This window comes from Massilia sp. PWRC2 (genome assembly GCF_049896725.1).
GTDB lineage: Bacteria > Pseudomonadota > Gammaproteobacteria > Burkholderiales > Burkholderiaceae_D > JAFCUW01.
In genome coordinates this window covers 153,155-174,626 of sequence record NZ_JAFCUW010000011.1, presented here as the reverse complement: position 1 = coordinate 174,626, position 21,472 = coordinate 153,155, and the positions used below count along the sequence as shown (strand labels likewise).

The window sequence follows — 21,472 nt, the reverse complement described above, 5'->3', positions numbered from 1 at the left end:
AGCGGCCTGATTAACTCAAGCCCGCTTCGGCGCGCAGCAGCGCTACCTTGTCGGTACGCTCCCAGGTAAATTCCGGCTCTTCGCGGCCGAAGTGGCCGTAAGCGGCGCTCTTTTGATAGATCGGCCGCAGCAGGTCGAGCATCTGCACGATGCCTTTTGGACGCAGATCAAAATGTTCCATCACCAGCTGCGCGATTTTTTCGTCCGGAATAACGCCGGTGCCTTCGGTGTACACGGTGATATTGATCGGCTTGGCCACCCCGATCGCGTACGACACCTGCACCTGGCACTGGCGCGCCAGGCCGGCGGCAACGACGTTCTTCGCCACGTAGCGGGCAGCATAGGCGGCCGAGCGGTCCACTTTAGACGGGTCCTTGCCGGAAAACGCACCGCCGCCGTGCGGGGCAGCGCCGCCGTAAGTGTCGACAATGATCTTGCGGCCGGTCAGACCGCAATCACCCTGCGGGCCGCCGATGACGAAGCGGCCGGTCGGGTTGACCAGGTAGCGGGTGTCATGCAGCCATTCGCGTGGCAATACCTGCTTGATGATTTCTTCGATGACCGCTTCTTCGATCTGGCTGTGGCTGACGTCGGGGTGGTGCTGGGTCGACAGTACCACCGTGTGCACGCCGACCGGGCGACCGTCGACATAACGCAAGGTCACCTGCGACTTGGCGTCCGGGCGCAGCCACGGCAGGCGGCCGTCCTTGCGCAGTTGCGACTGGCGCTCGACCAGGCGGTGGGCGTAGTGGATGGCAGCGGGCATCAGCTCGGCGGTTTCATCGCAGGCGTAACCGAACATCAAACCCTGGTCGCCGGCACCCTGGTCAAGGTCGAGCCCGGCACCTTCGTCGACGCCCTGGGCGATGTCAGGCGACTGCTTGTCGTAGCACACCATGACGGCGCAGCCGCGGTAATCGATACCGTAATCGGTATTGTCGTAGCCGATGCGCTTGATGGTTTCGCGCGCCACCTGGATGTAGTCGACGTTGGCGTGGGTGGTGATTTCACCGGCCAGCACCACCAGACCGGTGTTGCACAGCGTTTCGGCGGCAACCCGTGCGGTCGGGTCCTGGGTCAGGATGGCGTCGAGGATGGCGTCGGAAATCTGGTCGGCCACCTTGTCGGGATGGCCTTCGGAAACGGATTCGGAGGTAAACAAATAATCATTGGGCATGGCAAATTCCTGATCTGGGTTGAAGCAAACTGTCGCAGTCAGGGCACTTGCCTGCGACGCTTTAGCGACATTTATATTCCGCTTCGCAAGTTGTCTGATTAACTCGGCGGATCCTGCTCGTGGTATTTTACGCCTCTTACAAATTTTTAGCTCGACAAGACGCGCTTTCCCCGGCGCCGCACAACATGCTCGTTCTCCTCTTCCGCCTGCTCTCTTTTTTACCACTGCGCCTCTTGCACGGGCTGGGCGCTGCCCTTGGCTGGTCGGCTTATCTGCTCTCGCCTTCGTACCGGCGGCGCCTGCGCGGCAACCTCGAGGGGGCGGGCTACGGCGCCGTGCTGCCGCAGGCAATCGCCGAAGCGGGCAAGGCACTATTTGAATTGCCGTTTTTGTGGTGCGCGCGGCCCGAACGGGTGGCCGCCTGCGCCATCGAAGACAATTTTGAACTGGTCGAGCAGGCGCTGGCGCAAGGCCGCGGCCTGGTGGTACTCACGCCCCACCTGGGCTGCTTTGAAATCACCGCCCAGCAAATCGCCCTGCGCACGCGCCTGACCGTGATGTACCGTCCACCCCGGCAAGCCGCCCTGCGGCCGCTCATTGAAGGGGCGCGCGCGCGCGCCAACCTGCACCTGGCGCCGGCCAACCTGGCCGGCGTGCGCATCCTGGCGCGCTGCCTCAAGCGGGGCGAACCGATCGGCGTGCTGCCAGACCAGGTGCCGCAGCAGGGAGACGGTGTATGGGCGCCGTTTTTCGGTCGCCCGGCCTATAGCATGACCTTGCCAGCCAAGCTGGCGCAGATGGGCCATTCGCCGGTGCTGCTGGTGTACGCCGAGCGCTTGCCGAAGGGGCGCGGCTTCCGCCTGCGCTTTTCACCGTTCACGGGCAGCCTGGACGGCACGGCCGCCGACCAGGCCGGCGCCATCAATGCGGCCATGGAGCAGTTGATCAAAGAGTGCCCGGCCCAGTACAACTGGAGCTACAACCGTTACAAGCAGCCGCCCGGCGTGCCGGCGCCGGGGATGCCGTCATGAGGGCCGTGGTCGCTCTGATGTGGCTGCTGCACTGGCTGCCCCTGCCGGTGCTGGGCCGCTTGGGCAAGCTGGTCGGTACATTGCTGTTTGCGCTGCTGCGCGCGCGCCGCCGCATCGCCCTCATCAATTTGCGCCTGTGCATGCCGGAACTGAGCGAGGCGCAGCGGGTGGCACTGGCGCGCGGCCACTTTCAGGCGTACAGCCGGAGCATTTTTGAGCGCGCCATCTTGTGGTGGGCGCCGCCATCGCGCCTGCGCCGCCTGATCAAGGTCAGCCCGGCAGTGCCGCTGGCACAAATGGCGGCCGGGCCGGTGGTGCTGTTGTGCCCGCACTTCGTTTGCCTCGACGTGGCCGGCGTCGCCGTGGCCATGGAAGCATCGGCCAGCTCAATGTACGTGGCGCAGAAAAACCGCGTGTTCGACGACGTCTTGCGCCGTGGCCGCTCGCGCTTCAAGCCGGTGCGGCTGTTCTCGCGCAAGGATGGCATCAAGCCCATCATGCGCGCGCTGCGTGAAGGGCTGCCCTACTTCATGCTGCCGGACATGGATTTTGGCGACAAGGATGCGCCGTTCGTACCGTTTTTCGGTGTCCCCGCCGCCACCCTGACGGCCACTGCGCGCATTGCCGCCGCTACCGGCGCCAGCGTGATCCCGGTGGTGGCCACTTTCCTGCCCGGCTACCAGGGCTGGCACGTACAGTTTTATCCGGCCTGGGACGATTATCCGGGCGACGACATGCTCGCCGCCACCGCCCGCATGAACGATTTCATTGAACAGCGCGTGCGCGAAGCTCCTGCAGAATATTTCTGGACCCATAAACGCTTTAAGACGCGCCCGCCGGGCGAAGCCTCCCCTTACGCTTGAACCTGTTTGCTTGAACCCTTGTTTGAAACTGATTGCCATGAAGCTCAAATTTACCAAGATGCACGGCGCCGGCAACGATTTTATCGTCGTCAACGCCATCGACCAGCAGCTCGACCTGACAGCTGCCCAATGGGCGCGGCTGGCCGACCGCCGCTTCGGCATTGGCGCCGACCAGATCCTGGTGGTCGAGGCGAGCGCGGCGCCCGGCGTCGACTTTCGTTACCGCATTTTTAACAATGACGGCGGCGAGGTCGAGCAGTGCGGCAATGGCGCCCGCGCTTTCGTCAAATTCGTCACCGACCACGGCTTGACCAGCAAACGCGCCATCCGCGTGCAAACCATGACCGGCGTGATCGAGCCGCGCCTCGAGGCCGATGGCAGCATTACGGTCGACATGGGGGCGCCCGTGCTGGAACCGGCGCTGGTGCCGTTCGACGCCGTTGGTCTCGGCGGCCGTGTCGATGGCGATGACCTCCTGTGGCCGCTGGAAATCGGCCGGCCCGGTGACGCCGCCAGCATCGTCTGGTTTTCCGTCGTCTCGATGGGCAACCCGCATGCCGTGCAGGTGGTAGCCGACGTCGACCAGGCGCCAGTGGCAGAAACGGGCGCGCTGATCGAGTGCCACCCGCGCTTTCCCAAGCGCGTCAATGCCGGCTTCATGCAGGTGATCGCGCGCCATCACATTCGCCTGCGCGTGTTTGAACGGGGCGCCGGCGAAACCCTCGCCTGCGGCAGCGGCGCCTGCGCCGCCGTGGTGGCCGGCATCCGCCGCGGTCTGCTCGACTCGCCCGTGCAGGTCGACGCCCGCGGCGGCACGTTGCGCATCGCCTGGGGCGGCGCCGGCAAGCCCGTATTGATGAGCGGGCCGGCAGAAACCGTTTTTGAAGGCGAAATCACGCTCTGATTTGGTGCATTTTTGCTACTTAAAAGACAACAGTGGTGCAAACTTTGCACCGCCGCGTTTCATAAAAACAACAGCAAAGTCGGAATTATTGGCTTTCGACCAAGTGCTTAGCCCATAATTGACCAATCCGGCATTGTTGACGCAGCAAGCATTTAAGGTTCACCACATCGGCGTGCTCAGGAAATAAGACGCAAGTCGATGATTAACGGATTCTACGATTTACTTTTAAAGGATTGATACATGAAAAAATCACTTTTGGCAGTGGCACTTCTGGGCGCATTCGCCGGTGTTGCACACGCACAAACCGCAGTTCAGATCTACGGCACCGTTGACGCCGGCGTCACCAAGCGTACCGACCAGACCCTGGCCATCGGCAAGCGCGCCAACAACACCCTGGGCTTCAAAGGTACTGAAGATCTGGGCAATGGCCTCAAAGCCCTGTTCCAACTGGAGATTCGCTACGAGCCGGACACCGGTACCATCGAGCAAGGCGCCGGTGGTGTACAGCGCCCATTGTTCCAAGGTCAAAGCCGCGTCGGCCTGCAAGGCGACTTCGGTATGGTTCGTCTGGGCCGTGGTCTGACCGCGTTCCAAGAGTCGAGCACCGCCTTTGAGCCATGGCACGGTCTGCCAACGCCAGCCGGTTTCCAAACCGACCTGCAAGTGGCTGGCTACACCTCGGACCCACTGGGCTACGCTGGTAACTCGACCAACCGCTTCTCGAACGCGATTTTCTACAACTCGCCAGAAGTCATGGGCTTCCAGTTGAACACCACCGTCGGCATGAAAGAAGCGTTCGGCGCTGCTTACACCGGCCGCGGCACCACGCTGTTGCCTCAGTACCCAGTGGGCACCGAAGCATCGGTCCTGCCGTACTCGATCACCGGTACCTACAAAAACGGCCCTGCCGCCATGATGATCGCCAACGAGCGTAACGCCGTTGAGCACCGTCTGTGGTCGATCGCCGGTTCGGTGATGGCAATGCCTGACCTGAAACTGATGGCGTCGTACCAGCGTCAGAACATGGATCACACCAAGCCAGTCAATCCAATCACCAAAGCCTGGATCCTGGGCGCGAACTACACCATGGGCCCAGGCAAAGTTCTGGCCGGTTATGGTCAAAAGTCGCCGGACGGTCTGGCTAAAGTACGTCAGGCATCGCTGGGCTACGAGTACAGCCTGTCGAAGCGCACATATGTGTACGCCGATCTGTCGAACAAAAAAGGTCTGCCAGTCACCGTGCCTGCCACGCCTGGTTCGATCAACACCTACTCGCTGGGTGTGAACCACGCTTTCTAAGCTGATGCGCGGCTCGCCGCGCACAGTGTGAAAACAGCAAAGGGCAAGGATGAGCAATCATCCTTGCCCTTTTTGCATGCATGTTGCACTGCACCGTGTATCTTTTACGCAACCGTGATGCAATCTGACATTTTGCCGCCTATACACGGTCGGTGAACGATGGCATATTGGATTGATACGAATTAGTACGCACGTTCGTTTATAAAAAAATCTAATCTTGGAGACGCAATGAAAACAAAATTCCTCGCCGCCATCGTCGCGACCTGCTTCGCTGCCCCCGTGATGGCGCAATCGAACGTATCGATCTATGGTGTGGCCGACGCCGGCCTGATGAAACAGAGTGGCCAGACGCTGCGCGTGGTCAGCGGCATCGCCGACGGTTCGCGCCTGGGCTTCAAGGGCAGTGAAGATCTGGGCGGCGGCATGCGCGCCATCTTCAACCTGGAAGCGCGTGTCGAACTCGACACCGGCAGCCAGAAACCGACCCTGCTGTCCGACGAGCAAGGCCTGTACCTGACGCGCGGCATGGGTCCGGGCTTTACCAGCGTGCTGGCGCCGCTGGGCGCGGCCAACGCCGGCGCCCTGTCGGCCGGCTTGCTGCAAAGCATACGCGGCGGCTTGCAGGTGAAAAATGCACCGGCCGTCAATCCGGAAGGCGCGCTGTTTGACCGTACCTCCTACGTCGGCCTGGTGACCCCGGGCGGCGCCATCATGCTCGGCCGCATGTACACTCCTGGCTATGAAGTGTTCGCCGCCGCCGACGTCTTCGAAAGCGGCACCGCCGGTACCTGGGGCGGCATCACCGGCGGCACCGCCGGCTTCACCAATCTGGGCGCCGACATCCGCTCGTCGAAATCGATCCAGTACCGCGTGGCCACGCCGGCCGGCTTCGGCGGCTCGCTGATGTACGGCGTCAAGGGCTCCGGTTACCTCAACCGCTACAACAAATTCATGGGCATTGCCGCTACCTACAAGGCCAATGGCTGGGACGTCGGCGTCGCCCATAACCGCAGCTATGACCAGAGCGACAAAGTCAGCCTGATCACCAGCACCATCGGTGGTTCCTACACCATGGGCGATTTCAAATTCTTCGCCGGTTACCACGACCAGCGCAACCGTAACTCGGTACTGCTGGCCGACTACACCGCTGCCTACACCACCAGCATCGCACCGGCAGTGACGGCCCAACTGACCGCCGCCGGCTTGCCAGCGGCCAACGTCACGGCCCTCAGCGCCGGCCTGCGCACTGTCTTCCTCAACAATATCGCGGTCAATTCGCAGGTCGATGCCGCCAGCTACCAGGTCGGTCTGCATTACCGCGTGGGCGCCGGCCGCATCATGGCATCGGTGGCGCACCAAAACGACCGCACGGCGTCCGACAGCGATGCCACCCTGGCTGCCCTCGGTTACGACTACAACCTGTCCAAGCGTACCGATGTGTATGCAGTCTACGCCCACATCAAGAACAAGAACGATGGCCAGTACATCCCTGGCGCCGCCGGTTCGCCGGGTGGCTTTACCAAGACCCCGGGCGAGAGCACCCAGGCGTTCCAGATCGGCGTGCGTCACCGCTTCTGAGCGACGCGCTGCTGCACACGAAAAGACGCCTGCGGGCGTCTTTTTTTATGCGCTGCGTCGGTTAAAATTGCGGACGAACCACAGCCCTCAAAAAAGAATCCCATGATAGCCGCCATTGACCCCGCCGCGCTTGCCCAGTACCTGGTCGACCATCCTCAATTTTTCGAACAGCATGCCACCCTGCTGGGCCAGGTCAAGCTGTCGAGTCCACTGACGGGCAAGACGGTGTCCCTGCAAGAACGGCAGATGGAAGTGATGCGCGACAAGTACAAGGCGCTCGAACTGCAAATGGCCGACCTGATCCGCCTGGCGCAGGAAAACGCCGCCATCGCCAACAAGTTTCATGGCTGGACCCAGGCCTTACTAAAGGCCCAGCATGGCGCCGACATGCCGCGCGCCCTGGTCGATGGCTTGTGCAGCCAGTTCGGCGTGCCGCAAGCGACCCTGCGCTTGTGGAACCTGGCACCGGGCCATAGCACCGAGTGGTACGCGCGCGACGTCTCCGATGATGCCCGCCTGTTCGCCAACAGCCTGCTGGCGCCGTATTGCGGCAGCAACCACGACTTCGAGGCGGTACGCTGGCTCGACGACGCTGGCAGCGTCGCCTCCACCGTCATCCTGCCGCTGCGCAGCGGCGGCACCGCGTTTGGCCTCTTGATCCTCGGTTCGCCCGACAGCCAGCGCTTCCGCGCCGACATGGCCACCGATTTCCTGATGCACATCGGCGAGACGGCCAGCGCCGCACTGGCCGCCCTGCGCGCTTGAACATGGCGGCCCGTCCGGCTGCACTGCCGCCGGGTTTGGCAGAACCACTGGCCGCCTACCTGGCGCAGCTGGCGACGCAGCGCCAGCTGTCGCCGCTCACCGTGGCCGCCTATGGCCGCGACCTGCACGAACTGGCGCAGTTATCTGGCCAGACGGACTGGGTCGCCATCGGCCACCACGACATCCGCCGTTTTGCCGCCAAACTGCACGGCGGCGGCCTGGGAGCGCGCTCGATCGCCCGCAAGCTCTCCAGCTGGCGCGGCTTTTATGCGTGGCTGGCGGGGCAGACGGCGCTGGCCGCCAACCCGGTCGATGGCGTACGCGCCCCGCGCGCGCCAAAAACCTTACCAAAAGCCTTGTCGGTCGATGCCGCCGTCCATTTGGTGAGCAGCGTGGCGCCGCAGCGCGCCGCCGAACCCGACGAACTGTGCAACCGCGCCATGTTCGAACTGCTCTATTCGAGCGGCTTGCGGGTGTCCGAACTGGCGGGCCTGGACAGCGTCTACCAGCGCGCGCCGGGCGCCCAGGGCGCACCCGCGCCGCTCGGCTGGCTGGACCGCGCCGCCGGCGAGGTGGTGGTGACCGGCAAGGGCAACAAGATGCGCCGGGTACCCGTCGGCAGCCATGCGCTGGCGGCCATCGATGCCTGGCTACAGGTACGCCCGCCAGCGCGCGACGGCAGCAACGCGCTGTTTTTGTCGAGCCGCGCCACCCGCGTGTCGCCGCGCCTGATCCAGCTGCGCCTGGCGCAGCACGGCGCCGCCAGCGGCACCACCGTCAAGGTCCATCCGCACGTGCTGCGCCACTCGTTTGCCGCGCACCTGCTGCAATCGTCGGGTGACCTGCGCGCCGTCCAGGACATGCTGGGCCACGCCAGCATCACCTCGACCCAGGTCTACACGGCGCTCGATTTTCAACATTTGTCGGCCGTCTATGACCAGGCCCATCCACGCGCCAAACCAAAATAGGCAGTGGCTCCTTGATGCGTATCAAGCCGAGCATGGCTTTCCGAATCCATTTTAAGAAATACGGCATAATCGCTCGATTCTTCAGCGCCCCTGCGCGCCAGGCTTTTATTTAGGACCACCATGGCATTGATTCCAAGCACCATCCTGACGGGTTTTCTGGGCGCCGGCAAAACCACTTTGCTCAAGCGCATCCTGCAAGAAGACCACGGCATGCGCATCGCCGTCATCGAAAACGAATTCGGCGAAGAAAACATCGACAATGACATCCTGGTCGAGCGCAGCACCGAGACCATCGTCGAGATGAACAATGGCTGCATCTGCTGCACCGTACGCGGCGACCTGATCGAGGCGCTGTCGACGCTGGCGCGCAAGCGCGACGCTGGCGAAGTGCAGTTCGACCGCATCGTCATCGAAACGACCGGCCTGGCCAACCCCGGCCCCGTCGCCCAGACCTTTTTTGTCGATGAAGAAGTGGGACTGTATTACGTGCTCGACGCCGTCGTCACCGTGGTCGACGCCCACCACGCGATGGCGCAGCTGGACCAGTACGAAGAAGCGCAGCGCCAGGTGGGCTTTGCCGACAAGATTCTGATTTCCAAAACCGACCTGGTCGACGCCGGCCAGCTGGCGGCGCTCACTGCGCGCCTGCTGCGCATCAACCCGCGCGCACCGATCGGCCGCGCCGATTTTGGCAAGGCGCCGCTGGCCGAGGTGCTCGACCTGCACGGCTTCAATTTAAATGACAAGCTCGACATCGATCCCGCTTTTCTGCACACCGAGGACGCGCACGTCCACGGCCCCGACTGCGGCCACGGCCATGCACACGATCACGATCACGAGCACGACCACCACAGCGGCCACCACAGCGACGACATCGCCGCCTTCGTCTTCAAAAGCACGCGCGCCTTCAATCCGGAGCGGCTGGACAATTTCCTGGGCGGCCTGGTCAATGTATTCGGCCCCCGCATGCTGCGCTACAAGGGCGTGCTGCTGATGGACGGCGCCGACCGCAAGGTGGTATTCCAGGGCGTGCACCAGATCATGGGCAGCGACATGGGCGCCAAATGGGCCGACGGCGAAGAACGTGGTAGCAAAATGGTTTTTATTGGCAAAGATTTACCAAAGGACGTGTTTATCCGCGGCCTGGAGCAATGTTTGGTATAAACTATCCCGGCTTTGCGACGCGGCACGACAGCCGCGTATGTCGAACCGGCCAGCTAATTGGTCACCGCGGCTGCCTTGGCGCCATCCGGAACATCGGACGGTGCAGCCGAATTAGCTCATCAATGAAACCTCTGTCGTATCGAAGGTAAGCGAAGTCATGACTAAAACAACCAAATCCAATACCGCCGCGACTGCCGAAGTGGTCATCCTGACCGACGATCAAATCCGCGCGATGGGCGAGAAGGACTACATGAACGCCGCCCAGCTGGCGTTTTTCAAATCCAAGCTGCAGCAGCTTGAAAAGGACCTGCTGAAAAACGCCGGCGAAACCACCGAACACCTGCGCGAAACCGTGCTGGTGCCGGATCCGGCCGACCGTGCCACCATCGAGGAAGAGCATGCGCTCGAATTGCGCACGCGCGACCGCGAGCGCAAGCTGCTCAAGAAGGTGCAGCAGTCGATCGCCGCCATCGATGCGGGCGACTATGGCTGGTGCGAAGAAACGGGCGAGCCCATCGGCATCCCCCGCCTGATCGCCCGGCCGACCGCCACGCTGTCGCTGGAAGCCCAGCAGCGTCGCGAATTGAAGCAAAAACTGTACGGCGACTGAGATCGACCCACGATCTTGGCAAAAACGATAAAAAAGCATGCGCTCGCGCATGCTTTTTTTGCATTTGACTCACACTTATTTGACATTTTCGTTCACATTGTTTGGCTAAGTTTTCTATTGGGCTACACTGTAGCCCCACGCCCGAGCATTGATGCCGCGCAGACGATGCTGCCCCGGCGCTGGCGGCAGCGTGCTAATGTCATGCTTTGAGCGGTAACCGCTTACAGGAAGAGAATGGGACTGTTCGACTTTCTCAAGAAAAAAGATAGTGGGCGCGACAACAGCGCCGGCCCGACCACGCGCTTGCGCATGGGCGAACCGTCGCGCCTCGACACCGAGACCGAGCGCGCGCGCCAGCGCGAAATCGCGCGCGCCACCACGGCCAAGATCGATGCCATCGAATCGGCCATGGCCAATGACATCTTTAATGCACCGGAACCAGCCTGGGGCGCGCGCCGTCCCCTCTTGACCACCGCGCAGGCGGCCGCAGCCGATGCGGCCGCCGACGCTGCTGCGGCCGCCGGCAGCGAGACCATCCCCATGTCGCAACTGCCCCATACCGACTTGCTGGCCCACGGCCATCCGCCGCTGGCGGCCAGCCTGGGCGAGCCGGAGACGGCGGCGGTGGTTGACGAAATTGCCATCATGTTCGCGAATAACGAACTCGACATTGCCCAGCACATGTTGCAAGACAGCCTGGCCGACAGCAACGGCGACGACCGCACCGTCTGGTGGATGTTGTTCGACCTTTACCACGTGCGTGGGCGCCAGGATGCCTTCGAGGATTTATCGATCGATTACGCCAGCCGCTTCGAAACCTCACCGCCCACCTGGGCGCCGCTGGTCGCCGCCAACGAAGCGGCTGCCAACCGGCCGTACGCCGGCGTCACCCCCACCGAAGCGTTCGGTCCCGTACTCGATGACAGCATCGCCGCGCAACTACAGCGCCTGCTTGAGCTGGCCCCCACGCGCGCCGCTTGCCGGCTCGAATTCGGCCGCGTCCATGCGGTCACTCCGGAAGGCTGCGCCCGCCTGGTGCAGGCACTCATCGCATTGCGCAGCGGCCCGCGCGAGCTGATCGTCGTCGGTGCCAACGAACTGGCCGAGATCGTGCGCGCCAGCCTCGTCATCGGCGCCCGCGATGCCCCGGAAGCGCCCTGGCTGCTGCTGCTCGAATTGCTGCAGCTGATGGACCGCGAAAAAGACTTCGAAGAAACGGCGATGGACTACTGCGTCACCTATGAACTGTCACCGCCGCAATTCGAGGCGCCGGTCAACGTCGCCACCGCCGTCGCCGCGCGGGCGCCATCGCGCTCCGACCGCTTCATGCTGCCTGCACTGATCGAGGGCAACGCCACGACGCTCTTCGATGCCATCGATGGCTACGTTGCCCAGACCGATCTGGCGGTGCTCGACGGCTCGCGGCTGGGACGCATCGACTACGCCGCCGCCGCTGCCTTGCACCAGCGCCTGCGCGCCCTGACCAGCGCCGACAGGGTGGTCGAACTGCGCGACATCAATCACCTGGTAGCCGCCCTGTTCCGGCTGATGGCGTATGGCGACGTCGCCCGCGTGTTTCCGCACAAGTACTGACGGGCCCGCCCACGCGGGCGGGCCGCTTTAGGGCTGAATCAGGGCGCCAGCGGCGGCCAGCACCTCGCTGGTCAAACCATCGAGCAGGATCGATGCGGCGCGTGCCTGCTGCCAGTACAGGGGGACATCGAGTGGCAGAGCGGCCACCAGTTCGACCAGCGTTCCCTGCGCCAGCTGGTCCACAATCAAGGCCTGCGCATGTAAACCCCAGCCCATGCCGGCGACGGCTGCCATCACAAACGCTTGCGGCGACGGCAGCGTGTGACGCGGCAATTGAACATGGCGCTGACACAGCCGTTGCACCCACTGGGCCTGCAATTCATCCTTGCTGTTAAACATCAAGCTGGGCGCCAGCGCCAGGCTGCTGGCATCTATTCCGTGAGAAAAATAGCGCTGGATAAACCCAGGGCTGGCCGCCGCCAGATAACGCATCGCCCCCAGCGGCCGGCTATTGCAACCGGCTGCCGCCTGCGCGCTGGCAGTCACCGCCGCCAGCACTTTACCGGAACGCAACCATTGCGCCGTGTGCTCCTGATCGTCCACGGCGACGTCCATCAACACCGGGGCGGCGGCGGCGAAGCGCGTCATGGCGGGAGCAAACCAGGTGGCCAGACTGTCCGCGTTGACCACCACCGGCAGCGGGACCAGCAGCGGCCCGCCAGCGTCGACCGCCAGCGTGGGCAGGGCGCCGTGCAATTCGTGCTCGAGCAGGCGCACGCGGTCGACGTGCTGGCACAGGCGGCGCCCCGTTTCAGTGGCGTAGCAGGGCTGGGCGCGTACCACCAGCGCACAGCCAACCTGTTCTTCCAGCAAACGAATGCGTTGCGACACCGCTGACGGCGTCACATGCAAGGCGCGCGCGGCCCGTTCAAAACTGCCTTCGCGTACCACGGCAGCGAGCGCCGCCAGTGAAGCATAGTCGAGCATGAGATTAGGTAAACTTAATTGGCTTTAATAAAGATAGTTTGTCTTTATTGCTGACAATAGGCAAGCTTGCTGCATGACCAATCTGACTTCCCTCCTTTCTTTGATTGCGCCCGCCTTTGTGCAGGGGCTGACCCTGGGCCTGGGCCTGATCATCGCCATTGGCGCGCAAAACGCGTTCGTGCTGCGCCAGGGATTGCGCCGCGAGCATGTCGCCGCCGTCGTGCTGTTCTGCGCCAGCGCCGACGCGCTACTGATCGGCGCCGGCGTGTTTGGCATGGCGCAGGCACTGGGCGAGCGTCCACACATCGCGCGCCTGCTGGCGCTGGCAGGCGCCGTTTTTCTCGCCAGCTACGGCTGGCAAGCGCTGCGCCGTGCGCGGCAACCGGGCACGCTGCAGGCTGGCGCCAAGGACAGCTTGCCCAGCCTGACGGCGGCGCTGGCACAGGCCGCCGCCTTCACCCTGCTCAATCCGCACGTCTATCTCGATACGGTGCTACTGGTGGGCAGCATCGGCGCCCAGCAGGCAACGCCACTGCGGCCGTGGTTCATCGCTGGCGCCAGTATCGCCAGCCTGTTCTGGTTCACCCTGCTGGGCTTTGGCGCGCGCTGGCTGGCGCCCTGGTTTGCCAGACCGCGCGCCTGGCAATTGCTCGATGGCTTCGTTGGTGTCACCATGTGCGTGCTGGCCGCCCTGCTGGTGCGCCAGGTGCTGACAGGTGTTTGAGCCGCCGCGTGGCGCCGCCCGCGCCCCTTGCCGCTTGATATTTCTCCTGTCGCCCCCAGTTTCTTGATATCGGATCATCATGAGGCAGACATGGAACAATTTCACGGCACCACCATCCTGTGCGTGCGCCGGGGCAAGCAAGTGGCCCTCGGCGGCGACGGCCAAGTTACCCTCGGCAACATCGTCATGAAAGGCACCGCCCGCAAGGTACGCAAGCTGTACCAGGGCAAAGTGCTGTGCGGCTTTGCCGGCGGCACCGCCGATGCTTTTACCCTGCTCGACCGTTTTGAAGGCAAGCTGGAAAAACACCAGGGCAACCTGTTGCGCGCCTCGGTCGAACTGGCCAAGGACTGGCGCACCGACCGCGTGCTGCGCCGCCTCGAAGCGATGCTGCTGGTGGCTGACAGCGAGTCGACCCTGGTGATCACCGGCAATGGCGATGTGCTCGAGCCGGAAGACGGCATCGGCGCCATCGGCTCGGGTGGCATTTACGCCCAGTCCGCTGCCAAAGCCCTGCAAGAAAATACTGAACTGGCGCCAGCCGAGGTGGTCAAAAAATCACTGACCATCGCCGGCCAACTGTGCATCTACACCAATTTGAACCACATCATCGAAACTCTCGACTGAGCGCCATGAACCTGACTCCTCTGGAAATTGTGTCCGAACTGGACAAGCACGTGGTAGGCCAAGCCAAGGCCAAGCGCGCCGTCGCCATCGCCCTGCGCAACCGCTGGCGCCGGCAGCAGGTGGCCGAGCCCCTGCGCCATGAAATCACGCCGAAAAACATTCTGATGATCGGCCCCACCGGGGTCGGCAAGACGGAAATCGCGCGCCGCCTGGCGCGCCTGGCCGATGCCCCCTTCATCAAGATCGAAGCGACCAAATTTACCGAGGTCGGCTATGTCGGCCGCGACGTCGACACCATCATCCGCGACCTGATCGACATCGGCATCAAGCAAACCCGCGCCAGCGAAGCGGCCAAGGTGCGCCAGCGTGCCGAAGAAGCGGCGGAAGAGCGCATCATCGATATCCTGGTGCCGCCGGCGCGCGACTTCGGCTTTAATGTAACGGCCACCAGCAGCGACGGCAAGGAAGGCGACAGCACCCGCCAGACTTTCCGCAAGCGCTTGCGCGAAGGCACCCTCGACGAGCGCGAAATCGAGATCGAGGTCGCCGATGCCGGCCCGCAAATGGAAATCATGGCGCCGCCCGGCATGGAAGAAATGACCGAGCAAATCAAGGGCATGTTTTCCGGCATGGCGGGAGCCCGCAAAAAGCCGAAAAAATTAAAAATCAAGGACGCCATCAAGGTGCTGGTGGACGAAGAAGCGGGCAAGCTGATCAACGAAGACGAGCTCAAGCAGAAGGCCATCGCCAACGTCGAACAGAATGGCATCGTGTTCCTCGATGAAATCGACAAGATCGCCTCGCGCTCGGAACACGGCGGCGCCGAAGTCTCGCGCGCCGGCGTACAGCGCGATCTGTTGCCGCTGGTCGAAGGCACCACCGTCAACACCAAGTACGGCATGATCAAGACCGATCACATCCTGTTCATCGCGTCCGGCGCTTTTCATTTGGCCAAGCCGTCCGACCTGATTCCCGAGTTGCAGGGGCGCTTTCCCATCCGCGTCGAACTGGAATCCTTGTCGATCGCCGATTTTGAACGCATCCTCACCAGCACCGACGCCTGCCTGACGGCGCAATACGAAGCCTTGCTGGCGACCGAAAACGTCACCGTCACCTTCCATCCGGAAGGCATCACCCGGCTGGCCGAGATCGCGTTCGCCGTCAACGAGCGCACCGAAAACATTGGCGCGCGCCGGCTCTACACGGTGATGGAAAAGCTGCTCGAGGAAGTATCGTTTACGGCCAGCGAATCGGCTGGCCAGGCCGTCACCATCGATGCCGCCTACGTCAACGAGCGGCTCGACGCGCTGGCCGAGAACGAAGACTTGTCGCGCTACGTGCTGTAATGGCCAACAAGGCGCTGGCCAAACGACAAGTCATGCGGGTCAGCGTGCCACCATCGACGGCCAAGCCGAGAAACCCGGTGGCGGTGGCCGCCAGGCTGCGCGCGGCCGGTCCCCACAAAAAGGGGGCGACGGCGGCGCGCCAGGCGGAAAAGCGGGCGCTGGCCAAGGCCAAGCTGGTGGCGGACGATTGAGCTGCTTGCCGCAAAGGCGGGCGCCTGACCGCAGGGGGACTGGCAGCGCAGGTGCCGGTCCGATTTTTCGTTCACCAAACCCTGTTTTTATTTACGCTCCCAGCCGGCGTCGGCGGGCGGACACGTCACTTCTCGCGCCTTGCTGCTGTCGTGCAAAATACCAGGCACATAGTTATGCGTGCTGCTGGTAACGCAATAACTTTTGCCGCCATACGTCACGCGCTCGATGGTCACGCCATCGGGCGAGCGGTAGTGGTCGATCACGCGGCTGTTTGAGCGGTCAATGAAGGCCGCGCTGGCCGCCTTGTCGAAGCGCTCGAGGGGGGTCTCGGCGCCGCCACCGAAGTCGGGATTTTTTTTGGTTGGCACCGGCTGGTCGGCGCGCATGTCCTTGTCTGCCTCGACCGCTTCGCGCTTGGCTTTTTCAAGATCGGCGACGCCCTTGGCGGTAGGCGCAGGGGCGCTGGCCTGACGGGCAGCAGCGGGGACAGCGCAGGCCGCAGCCAGCGCCGCGCACAACATCAATGGTAGGCAATTTTTCATGGTGGATTGATGATAGCAGACTGGCCCTATTCGGCCAGTGCCCGCCGCTGCAATTGGGGCCGCCTGCGGGCGCCGCAGCGGCGCCCGCGTTCTGGCCATCTGGTACAGGGTAGACGGGTGGCGCCTCGGGGTGCGCCCATGCGAAGCAGTGTCGTCGTTTCCGGGGCGCGCCACCATCGCCTTGTGTAAAGCATCGTGGCACGCTACATTAGGTGCTACATTTCGCTACCATGCTGCGGTAGCCGTCGCCGGCCATCCATTTTCGCAAGGAATTTCATGAGTTCACCCGAACTGGTACTGCAAGTGCTGCGCGCCGAACTGCGCGCCGCCGCCATCACCTATAAAACCCTGGCCGAGCGGATCGGCATGAGCGAGTCGAGCGTCAAGCGCATGTTCGGCCAGAAAGACATGACCCTGTCACGGCTGGCGCAAATCTGCGGCGCCAGCGGCATTGCCATGGATGACGTGCTGCGCCGCGCGGCCGATGTCCAGCCGCACGCCGACACCCTCACCGCCGCCCAGGAAAAAGCGCTGATCGCCAAACCGAAGCTGTTACTGGTGGCGATTTGCTGCCTCGGTCACTGGAGCCTGGAACAGATCGTCGACACCTATGCCATCAGCGAGCCCGAGTGCATCGGTTTTCTGGCCGAACTGGACCGCCTGGGACTGATCGAATTGAAGCCCCTGAACCGCTACAGCCTGCGCGTGTCGAACGCCTTTCACTGGCTCGGTGATGGCCCGGTCCAGCAGTATGTGCGCCAGCATGTGGTGGGCGATTATTTCAGCGGCCACTTCGATGGCGCTGGCGAAACCTTGATGTGCCTGCCGGCGCGGCTGTCGCTGCCCAGCGCCCGCGAGCTGGTGCAAAAAATCCAGCAACTGGCGGCCGAACTGGCGCGCCTGCACCAGCACGACCGCCGACTGCCGAACGATGAGAAAGATGGTTTTACCCTGCTGCTGGGATTTCGCTCGTGGGAATTTGCCGCTTTTACGGAGATGCGCCGGCCCCTTTGAACGGCGCCCGCCTCACCAGATCGGACCGAGGAACAAATACAGCGTGCGATTGCCATCGCGGGTGGCGCCAGCGCCCAGGTAAGCGGGGCCGAAACGGGTATCGACCGACAGGAAGGCGCTGCCAGCCTGCTTGCGCGCGCTGTTTTTGAGCGCCAGTGACTGGTCAAAGCCGCCGCCCGTTTCCAGCGAAAAGCCGGCGCGCAAGGTGCCGCCCAGGGTCACCGGCAAGACGCCGACGCGGCGCGCCAGCACCATGCGGGCAAACACAATGGTTTGCCCTTGCACCGAGTCGGCGGCGGTGCCCGACAGGCGCAAAAAACCGCCCAGACTGAGCGGCGCGGCGCCGCTTTGCGCATGCGCCCATTCGCCATACAGATGGCCGGCCCAGTTATCGGTATGCAGGGCAGTCATGCCCACCACCGAGGAGCGCGCCAGCGAGGCGCCATCGGCCCCCAACGAGCGCTCCACCGAGGCGTCGAGCAACAGCCCGCGGCTGGGAAAGCCCAGCGAGTCGAGGGTGTCGACGCGGTAGCGCACGAAGCGGGTGGTGTCGAAGGTTTTCACGCTGGCGTCCAGCTCGGGCACCACCACGCGTGCGCTGGCGCTCTGGCGGCGCAGACCGAGTTGCAGGTCGCCCCAGTTGCCCAGTTCACGCCCCAGCACAAAGCTGGCGCTGCTGACGTTGTACGCGGCGCGCGCCAGCCGCCGTCCATTCGAAAAAATGTCGCCAGCGGAGGCGCCGTACTGCAGCGCCGGCGCCACATACCATTGGGACCCGGCGCCCAGCGGCTGCCAGAACTGCACGCCGATATCGCGGCGGTCACCAATACCCATCACCGCGCGCACCTCGGCATCCCAGGCGTTGACGGAGGTGCGCACGTACATCAGCTTCATGGCGAAGCTGTTGGCTTCATTAAAATCGCTGGCCAGCTCGAGGCCGACGCGCAGGCGGCTGGTGGCCCACGGCGCTTCGCTGGCGACCAGCGCAACGTTGCGCTTGCCGCCGATGTCGATCACATCGGACTCCACCCGCGCCAGGTCGCCGCGGCCGTACAGGGCGTCGGTGGCGTCGCGCACCTGCGCCATGGTGACCGCCTGGCCCGGCGCCAGGTTGGCCTGCGCCACCAGCACCTGCGGGTTGATGCGCCCGCCGGTGGTGGCGCTCACTTCGCCCACCGGCAGCGCCGAATCGACCAGCGCGGGTGCCGCCAGCCGGCGGTTTTCAAACTGCGCGTAGGCCGCTTCGTCCAGCGCCAGCGCGGCCAGTTGCGGCGCCACCGCGCGCGCCGCCAGTTCGCCGGCGGCGATCGCGCTTTGCACGCGGCTGAAATCGAGAAAGCTGACATCGGGCAGCTGCGGCGCGATCAGGATGTCGCGCGGCGTCAGTTCGCGCAGCGAGCGCTGGACGTTTTGCTCGGTGAGGATGTTGAGCATCTGCTGGGCCACGCCGAGCGCGCTGCCCAGCGTCTTTTCCGGCGCCAGCGGGGTCCCCACATTGACGGCGATGACGATGTCGGCGCCCATCTCGTGGGCCATGCCGACCGGCAGATTGCGCACCAGGCCACCGTCGACCACCAGCCGCTCCTTGATGCGTACGGGGGCAAACACGCCCGGCACGGCGAGCGAAGCGCGCATGCTCAAAAACAGTGGGGTGTCGACCAGTTCGACGGCGTCACCCGTCAACAGGTCCGACGCCACCGAGCGAAAAGGCAGCGACAGCTGGTTCGACGGCAAATCACGGGTACCGGCCGGCAGCAGGCGGCCCAGTGCCTGTTCGAGGGCGGCGTTACCAGCGGCCGATGGTGGCAGCTTGATGCCATCGCGGTGCACGCCGAACTCGATGCGCGACGGCAGCAGCACGTCTTCCTCGCGGCGCCGGTAGGCCAGCAGATCGCGCGCCGGGCGGTCGGCCACCACCTGGTCCCAGTCGGTCTCGCGCGCCATGCGCGCCAGTTCGTCGACCGACGCGCCAGCAGCATAGGCGCCGCCGACCACGCTGCCCATGCTGGTGCCGACGACGATATCGACCGGCACGCGCAATTCGCGCAGCACGCGCAGCACACCGATGTGGGCAAAGCCGCGGGCGCCACCGCCGGAGAGCACGACGGCGATCACCGGGCGCAAAGTAGCGGGCGCGGAAGCTGCAGCAGCTGCTGCAGCGCTGGCAGCCGGCCCCTGCTGCGGGACCGCGCTGCAGACGGCGGGTGGCAGCATTGCCAGCGTCAGGCTCAGGCAGAGGACGCAGCAGCTTCTGCTCGTTGCCAGCACGGCGGGCGAGGCGGCGCGCGCCACCGCTTACTGCAGTACCGGCTGGCCCGTCATGCCGGGCGTATTGCGCAGTGGCGGCGCCAGCGGCATGACGTTCGGCGGCGGCGGTGTAGCGGGCATGGGGGCGCCCGTCATCGACGGCTGCGGCATCTGGATCGGCGCCGCCTGGGGTTGCTGGACTGGCTGCGGCTGCGGCATCACTGGCAACGCTTGCCCCGGCTGGCCGGCCGCAGCAGCGCCAGCGCCGCCAGCGGGCCGGTTATCCTGGGCGATCTCGATACGCCGGCCATCGGAGAGCAGCACGTAACGCGGGTAGACCTGCTGCACGCGCAGGCCGCTGGCCAGCTCGCGGCCCACCTTCAGGGTCAATGGCGTGCCATTGTCGACGACGATGATGGCGGCGCTGTCACGGCCGGCGGCGACCACGCCGAGCAGCTGGTAATTGCTGGCGCTGGCCGCCGGCTGGCCGCCGAACAGGCTGGCCGCCGCATCGATGGCCGGATCGGCCAGCGATGCCACCGGCGCCGTCGCCAGCGGCCGCTGGGCCGGTTTATACAGCTGCATGACCCAGTAAGCGCTCGACGCCGACAGGGCGATCAGCGCCAGTAAAGTCATTAACAGGGGCATGCGCTTCATGGTTTCCTTCGTTGCGTGCGTGCTTAATGCACCAGCTGGTTGATTTCAATAATCGGCATCAGCACCGCCAGCACGATCAGCAGCACCACCACGCCCATGGCGAGGATCAGGGCTGGCTCGAGCAGTCCGGCGATGGTCAGCGCGCGCCGTTCGAGGTCGGCCTGTTGCGAAGCGGCCGCGCGCTCGAGCATGGCGGGCAGCTCGCCGGTCATTTCGCCAGCGCGGATCATGTGCACCAGCATTGGCGGGAAGTGCTTTTGCGCCGACAGCGCGCGCCCCAGGCCGACCCCTTCGCGCACGCTGGCCGCCGCTTCTTCGACCAGCGCCTTCATGGCCGTATTCGACAGGGTATCGCGGCTCGTTTCAAGCGCGCGCAGGATCGGCACGCCCGAGCCGGTGGTAATGGCCAGGGTGCTGGCAAAGCGCGCGGTGTTCATGCTGCGCTCGAATTTGCCGTACACCGGCGCCGTCAGCAGCCAGGTATGAAAGCGCCGTTTGAGCAGCGGGTTGCGCAGCGCGCGGCGCCAGGCGACAAAGGCACCGATGGCGGCGATGGCGACGATGATGCCGTAGCTGCGCACGAAATTCGACAGCGCCAGCATCATCACCGTCAGCAACGGCAGCTTTTGCTTGGTGTTGGCGAATACCGAGACGATCTGCGGCACCACGTAGGTGAGCAAAAAAATGACGATGGCAAAAGCGACCACGGTGACGATGGCCGGATAAATAAACGCGAGGCGCACCTTTTGCACCAGCGCGTTGCTGCGCTCGATGTAATCGGCCAGGCGCGAGAGCACGCGCGCCAGCTGGCCGATCTGCTCGCCGGCGGCGACCAGCGCCCGGTAGATATCGGCAAAGTCGCGCGGGTGGCGCGAGAGGGCGTCGGAGAACGACACACCGCCCATCACTTCGGCGCGGATCGATGCCACCAGGTCGCGCACGAACGGCCGCTCGGCCTGCTCGAGCAGGGCCGACAGCGCCTGCTCGAGCGGCAGCCCCGCTTCGAGCAGGCTGGCCAGCTGGCGCGTGAACAGCGCCAGCTCGACCTGCGAGAGTTTTTCGCCGAAGCCGCGGCTCTTGGCGACACCGGCGGCGTCGAGCTGGGTGGCGATGGCGTCGACGCTGATCGGCGTGAGTCCCTGGCCGCGCAGGTCGGACCTGGCCGAACGGGCGGTGTCGGCGTTGACCACGCCCTTCCTGGTGACACCGCCTTCATCGACGGCTTCGTAGCGAAATGCGGGCAT

General features: G+C 64.2%; 21 protein-coding genes. 15 read left to right on the top strand and 6 right to left on the bottom strand.

Features of this window, described 5'->3' with window-relative positions:
- Positions 1 to 10 precede the first annotated feature (10 nt).
- On the bottom strand, positions 11 to 1,177 hold the full coding sequence (metK, locus tag ACP7BZ_RS19990; RefSeq protein ID WP_426116410.1) for a methionine adenosyltransferase: 1,167 nt from the start codon (positions 1,175 to 1,177) through the stop codon (positions 11 to 13).
- Positions 1,178 to 1,362: 185 nt separating this feature from the next.
- Here metK and ACP7BZ_RS19985 point away from each other — a divergent pair, with 185 nt between their 5' ends.
- From ACP7BZ_RS19985 to ACP7BZ_RS19940, 10 genes are all read left to right on the top strand, one after another.
- Complete coding sequence (locus tag ACP7BZ_RS19985; RefSeq protein WP_426116408.1) at positions 1,363 to 2,208, top strand: lysophospholipid acyltransferase family protein; 846 nt, start codon at positions 1,363 to 1,365, stop codon at positions 2,206 to 2,208.
- The gene (locus tag ACP7BZ_RS19980) at positions 2,205 to 3,071 is read left to right on the top strand and encodes a lysophospholipid acyltransferase family protein (protein ID WP_426116406.1); all 867 of its coding nucleotides are present in this window, start codon (positions 2,205 to 2,207) and stop codon (positions 3,069 to 3,071) included. Before ACP7BZ_RS19985 ends, ACP7BZ_RS19980 begins: the two co-directional genes overlap by 4 nt.
- Positions 3,072 to 3,108: 37 nt before the next feature.
- Positions 3,109 to 3,975, top strand: coding sequence for a diaminopimelate epimerase (dapF, locus tag ACP7BZ_RS19975; RefSeq protein WP_426116404.1), 867 nt, complete (start codon positions 3,109 to 3,111; stop codon positions 3,973 to 3,975).
- A 240-nt stretch (positions 3,976 to 4,215) separates the two neighbouring features.
- Entirely contained in the window at positions 4,216 to 5,274 is a 1,059-nt protein-coding gene (locus tag ACP7BZ_RS19970) for a porin (protein ID WP_426116402.1), read from the top strand.
- A 228-nt stretch (positions 5,275 to 5,502) separates the two neighbouring features.
- Positions 5,503 to 6,852, top strand: a complete 1,350-nt coding sequence (locus tag ACP7BZ_RS19965; RefSeq protein ID WP_426116400.1) for a porin — start codon at positions 5,503 to 5,505, stop codon at positions 6,850 to 6,852.
- A gap of 102 nt (positions 6,853 to 6,954) precedes the next feature.
- Positions 6,955 to 7,617, top strand: a complete 663-nt coding sequence (locus ACP7BZ_RS19960; protein ID WP_426116398.1) for a DUF484 family protein — start codon at positions 6,955 to 6,957, stop codon at positions 7,615 to 7,617.
- 35 nt (positions 7,618 to 7,652) lie between these two features.
- Positions 7,653 to 8,585: a tyrosine recombinase XerC gene (locus ACP7BZ_RS19955; RefSeq protein ID WP_426116396.1), complete on the top strand. Its 933-nt coding sequence runs from the start codon at positions 7,653 to 7,655 to the stop codon at positions 8,583 to 8,585.
- Between the two features lie 120 nt (positions 8,586 to 8,705).
- The gene (locus tag ACP7BZ_RS19950) at positions 8,706 to 9,749 is read left to right on the top strand and encodes a CobW family GTP-binding protein (RefSeq protein ID WP_426116394.1); all 1,044 of its coding nucleotides are present in this window, start codon (positions 8,706 to 8,708) and stop codon (positions 9,747 to 9,749) included.
- A 157-nt stretch (positions 9,750 to 9,906) separates the two neighbouring features.
- Positions 9,907 to 10,359, top strand: a complete 453-nt coding sequence (gene dksA / locus ACP7BZ_RS19945; protein ID WP_426116392.1) for an RNA polymerase-binding protein DksA — start codon at positions 9,907 to 9,909, stop codon at positions 10,357 to 10,359.
- Positions 10,360 to 10,593: 234 nt separating this feature from the next.
- Positions 10,594 to 11,952 (top strand): STAS domain-containing protein, encoded by a 1,359-nt coding sequence (locus ACP7BZ_RS19940; RefSeq protein ID WP_426116390.1) that lies wholly within the window; start codon positions 10,594 to 10,596, stop codon positions 11,950 to 11,952.
- Positions 11,953 to 11,979: 27 nt separating this feature from the next.
- On the opposite strand, the gene ACP7BZ_RS19935 is transcribed toward ACP7BZ_RS19940, so the two are convergent.
- The gene (locus tag ACP7BZ_RS19935) at positions 11,980 to 12,879 is read right to left on the bottom strand and encodes a LysR family transcriptional regulator ArgP (RefSeq protein WP_426116388.1); all 900 of its coding nucleotides are present in this window, start codon (positions 12,877 to 12,879) and stop codon (positions 11,980 to 11,982) included.
- A 73-nt stretch (positions 12,880 to 12,952) separates the two neighbouring features.
- Here ACP7BZ_RS19935 and ACP7BZ_RS19930 point away from each other — a divergent pair, with 73 nt between their 5' ends.
- The 4 genes from ACP7BZ_RS19930 (at position 12,953) to ACP7BZ_RS19915 (ending at position 15,767) form a co-directional block, all read left to right on the top strand.
- The gene (locus ACP7BZ_RS19930; protein WP_426116386.1) at positions 12,953 to 13,603 is read left to right on the top strand and encodes a LysE/ArgO family amino acid transporter; all 651 of its coding nucleotides are present in this window, start codon (positions 12,953 to 12,955) and stop codon (positions 13,601 to 13,603) included.
- Between the two features lie 90 nt (positions 13,604 to 13,693).
- On the top strand, positions 13,694 to 14,230 hold the full coding sequence (gene hslV, locus ACP7BZ_RS19925) for an ATP-dependent protease subunit HslV (protein WP_426116384.1): 537 nt from the start codon (positions 13,694 to 13,696) through the stop codon (positions 14,228 to 14,230).
- Positions 14,231 to 14,235: 5 nt separating this feature from the next.
- Complete coding sequence (hslU, locus tag ACP7BZ_RS19920) at positions 14,236 to 15,576, top strand: ATP-dependent protease ATPase subunit HslU (protein ID WP_426116382.1); 1,341 nt, start codon at positions 14,236 to 14,238, stop codon at positions 15,574 to 15,576.
- Positions 15,576 to 15,767: a hypothetical protein gene (locus ACP7BZ_RS19915; protein WP_426116380.1), complete on the top strand. Its 192-nt coding sequence runs from the start codon at positions 15,576 to 15,578 to the stop codon at positions 15,765 to 15,767. Before hslU ends, ACP7BZ_RS19915 begins: the two co-directional genes overlap by 1 nt.
- Positions 15,768 to 15,854: 87 nt before the next feature.
- Here the strand turns inward: ACP7BZ_RS19915 and ACP7BZ_RS19910 are convergent, their stop codons facing one another.
- The gene (locus ACP7BZ_RS19910; RefSeq protein ID WP_426116378.1) at positions 15,855 to 16,310 is read right to left on the bottom strand and encodes a hypothetical protein; all 456 of its coding nucleotides are present in this window, start codon (positions 16,308 to 16,310) and stop codon (positions 15,855 to 15,857) included.
- Positions 16,311 to 16,586: 276 nt separating this feature from the next.
- Between ACP7BZ_RS19910 and ACP7BZ_RS19905 the strand changes: the two genes are divergently transcribed.
- Positions 16,587 to 17,324, top strand: coding sequence for a helix-turn-helix domain-containing protein (locus tag ACP7BZ_RS19905; RefSeq protein WP_426116376.1), 738 nt, complete (start codon positions 16,587 to 16,589; stop codon positions 17,322 to 17,324).
- A gap of 12 nt (positions 17,325 to 17,336) precedes the next feature.
- Here the strand turns inward: ACP7BZ_RS19905 and ACP7BZ_RS19900 are convergent, their stop codons facing one another.
- The 3 genes from ACP7BZ_RS19900 to gspF all read right to left on the bottom strand — a co-directional run bounded on the left by ACP7BZ_RS19900 (position 17,337) and on the right by gspF (position 21,472).
- The gene (locus tag ACP7BZ_RS19900; RefSeq protein ID WP_426116374.1) at positions 17,337 to 19,538 is read right to left on the bottom strand and encodes a patatin-like phospholipase family protein; all 2,202 of its coding nucleotides are present in this window, start codon (positions 19,536 to 19,538) and stop codon (positions 17,337 to 17,339) included.
- Between the two features lie 81 nt (positions 19,539 to 19,619).
- On the bottom strand, positions 19,620 to 20,228 hold the full coding sequence (locus tag ACP7BZ_RS19895; RefSeq protein ID WP_426116372.1) for a type II secretion system protein N: 609 nt from the start codon (positions 20,226 to 20,228) through the stop codon (positions 19,620 to 19,622).
- Between the two features lie 23 nt (positions 20,229 to 20,251).
- Positions 20,252 to 21,472 carry a type II secretion system inner membrane protein GspF gene (gene gspF, locus ACP7BZ_RS19890; RefSeq protein ID WP_426116370.1) on the bottom strand — a complete coding sequence of 407 codons (1,221 nt, stop codon included), beginning with the start codon at positions 21,470 to 21,472 and terminating at the stop codon, positions 20,252 to 20,254.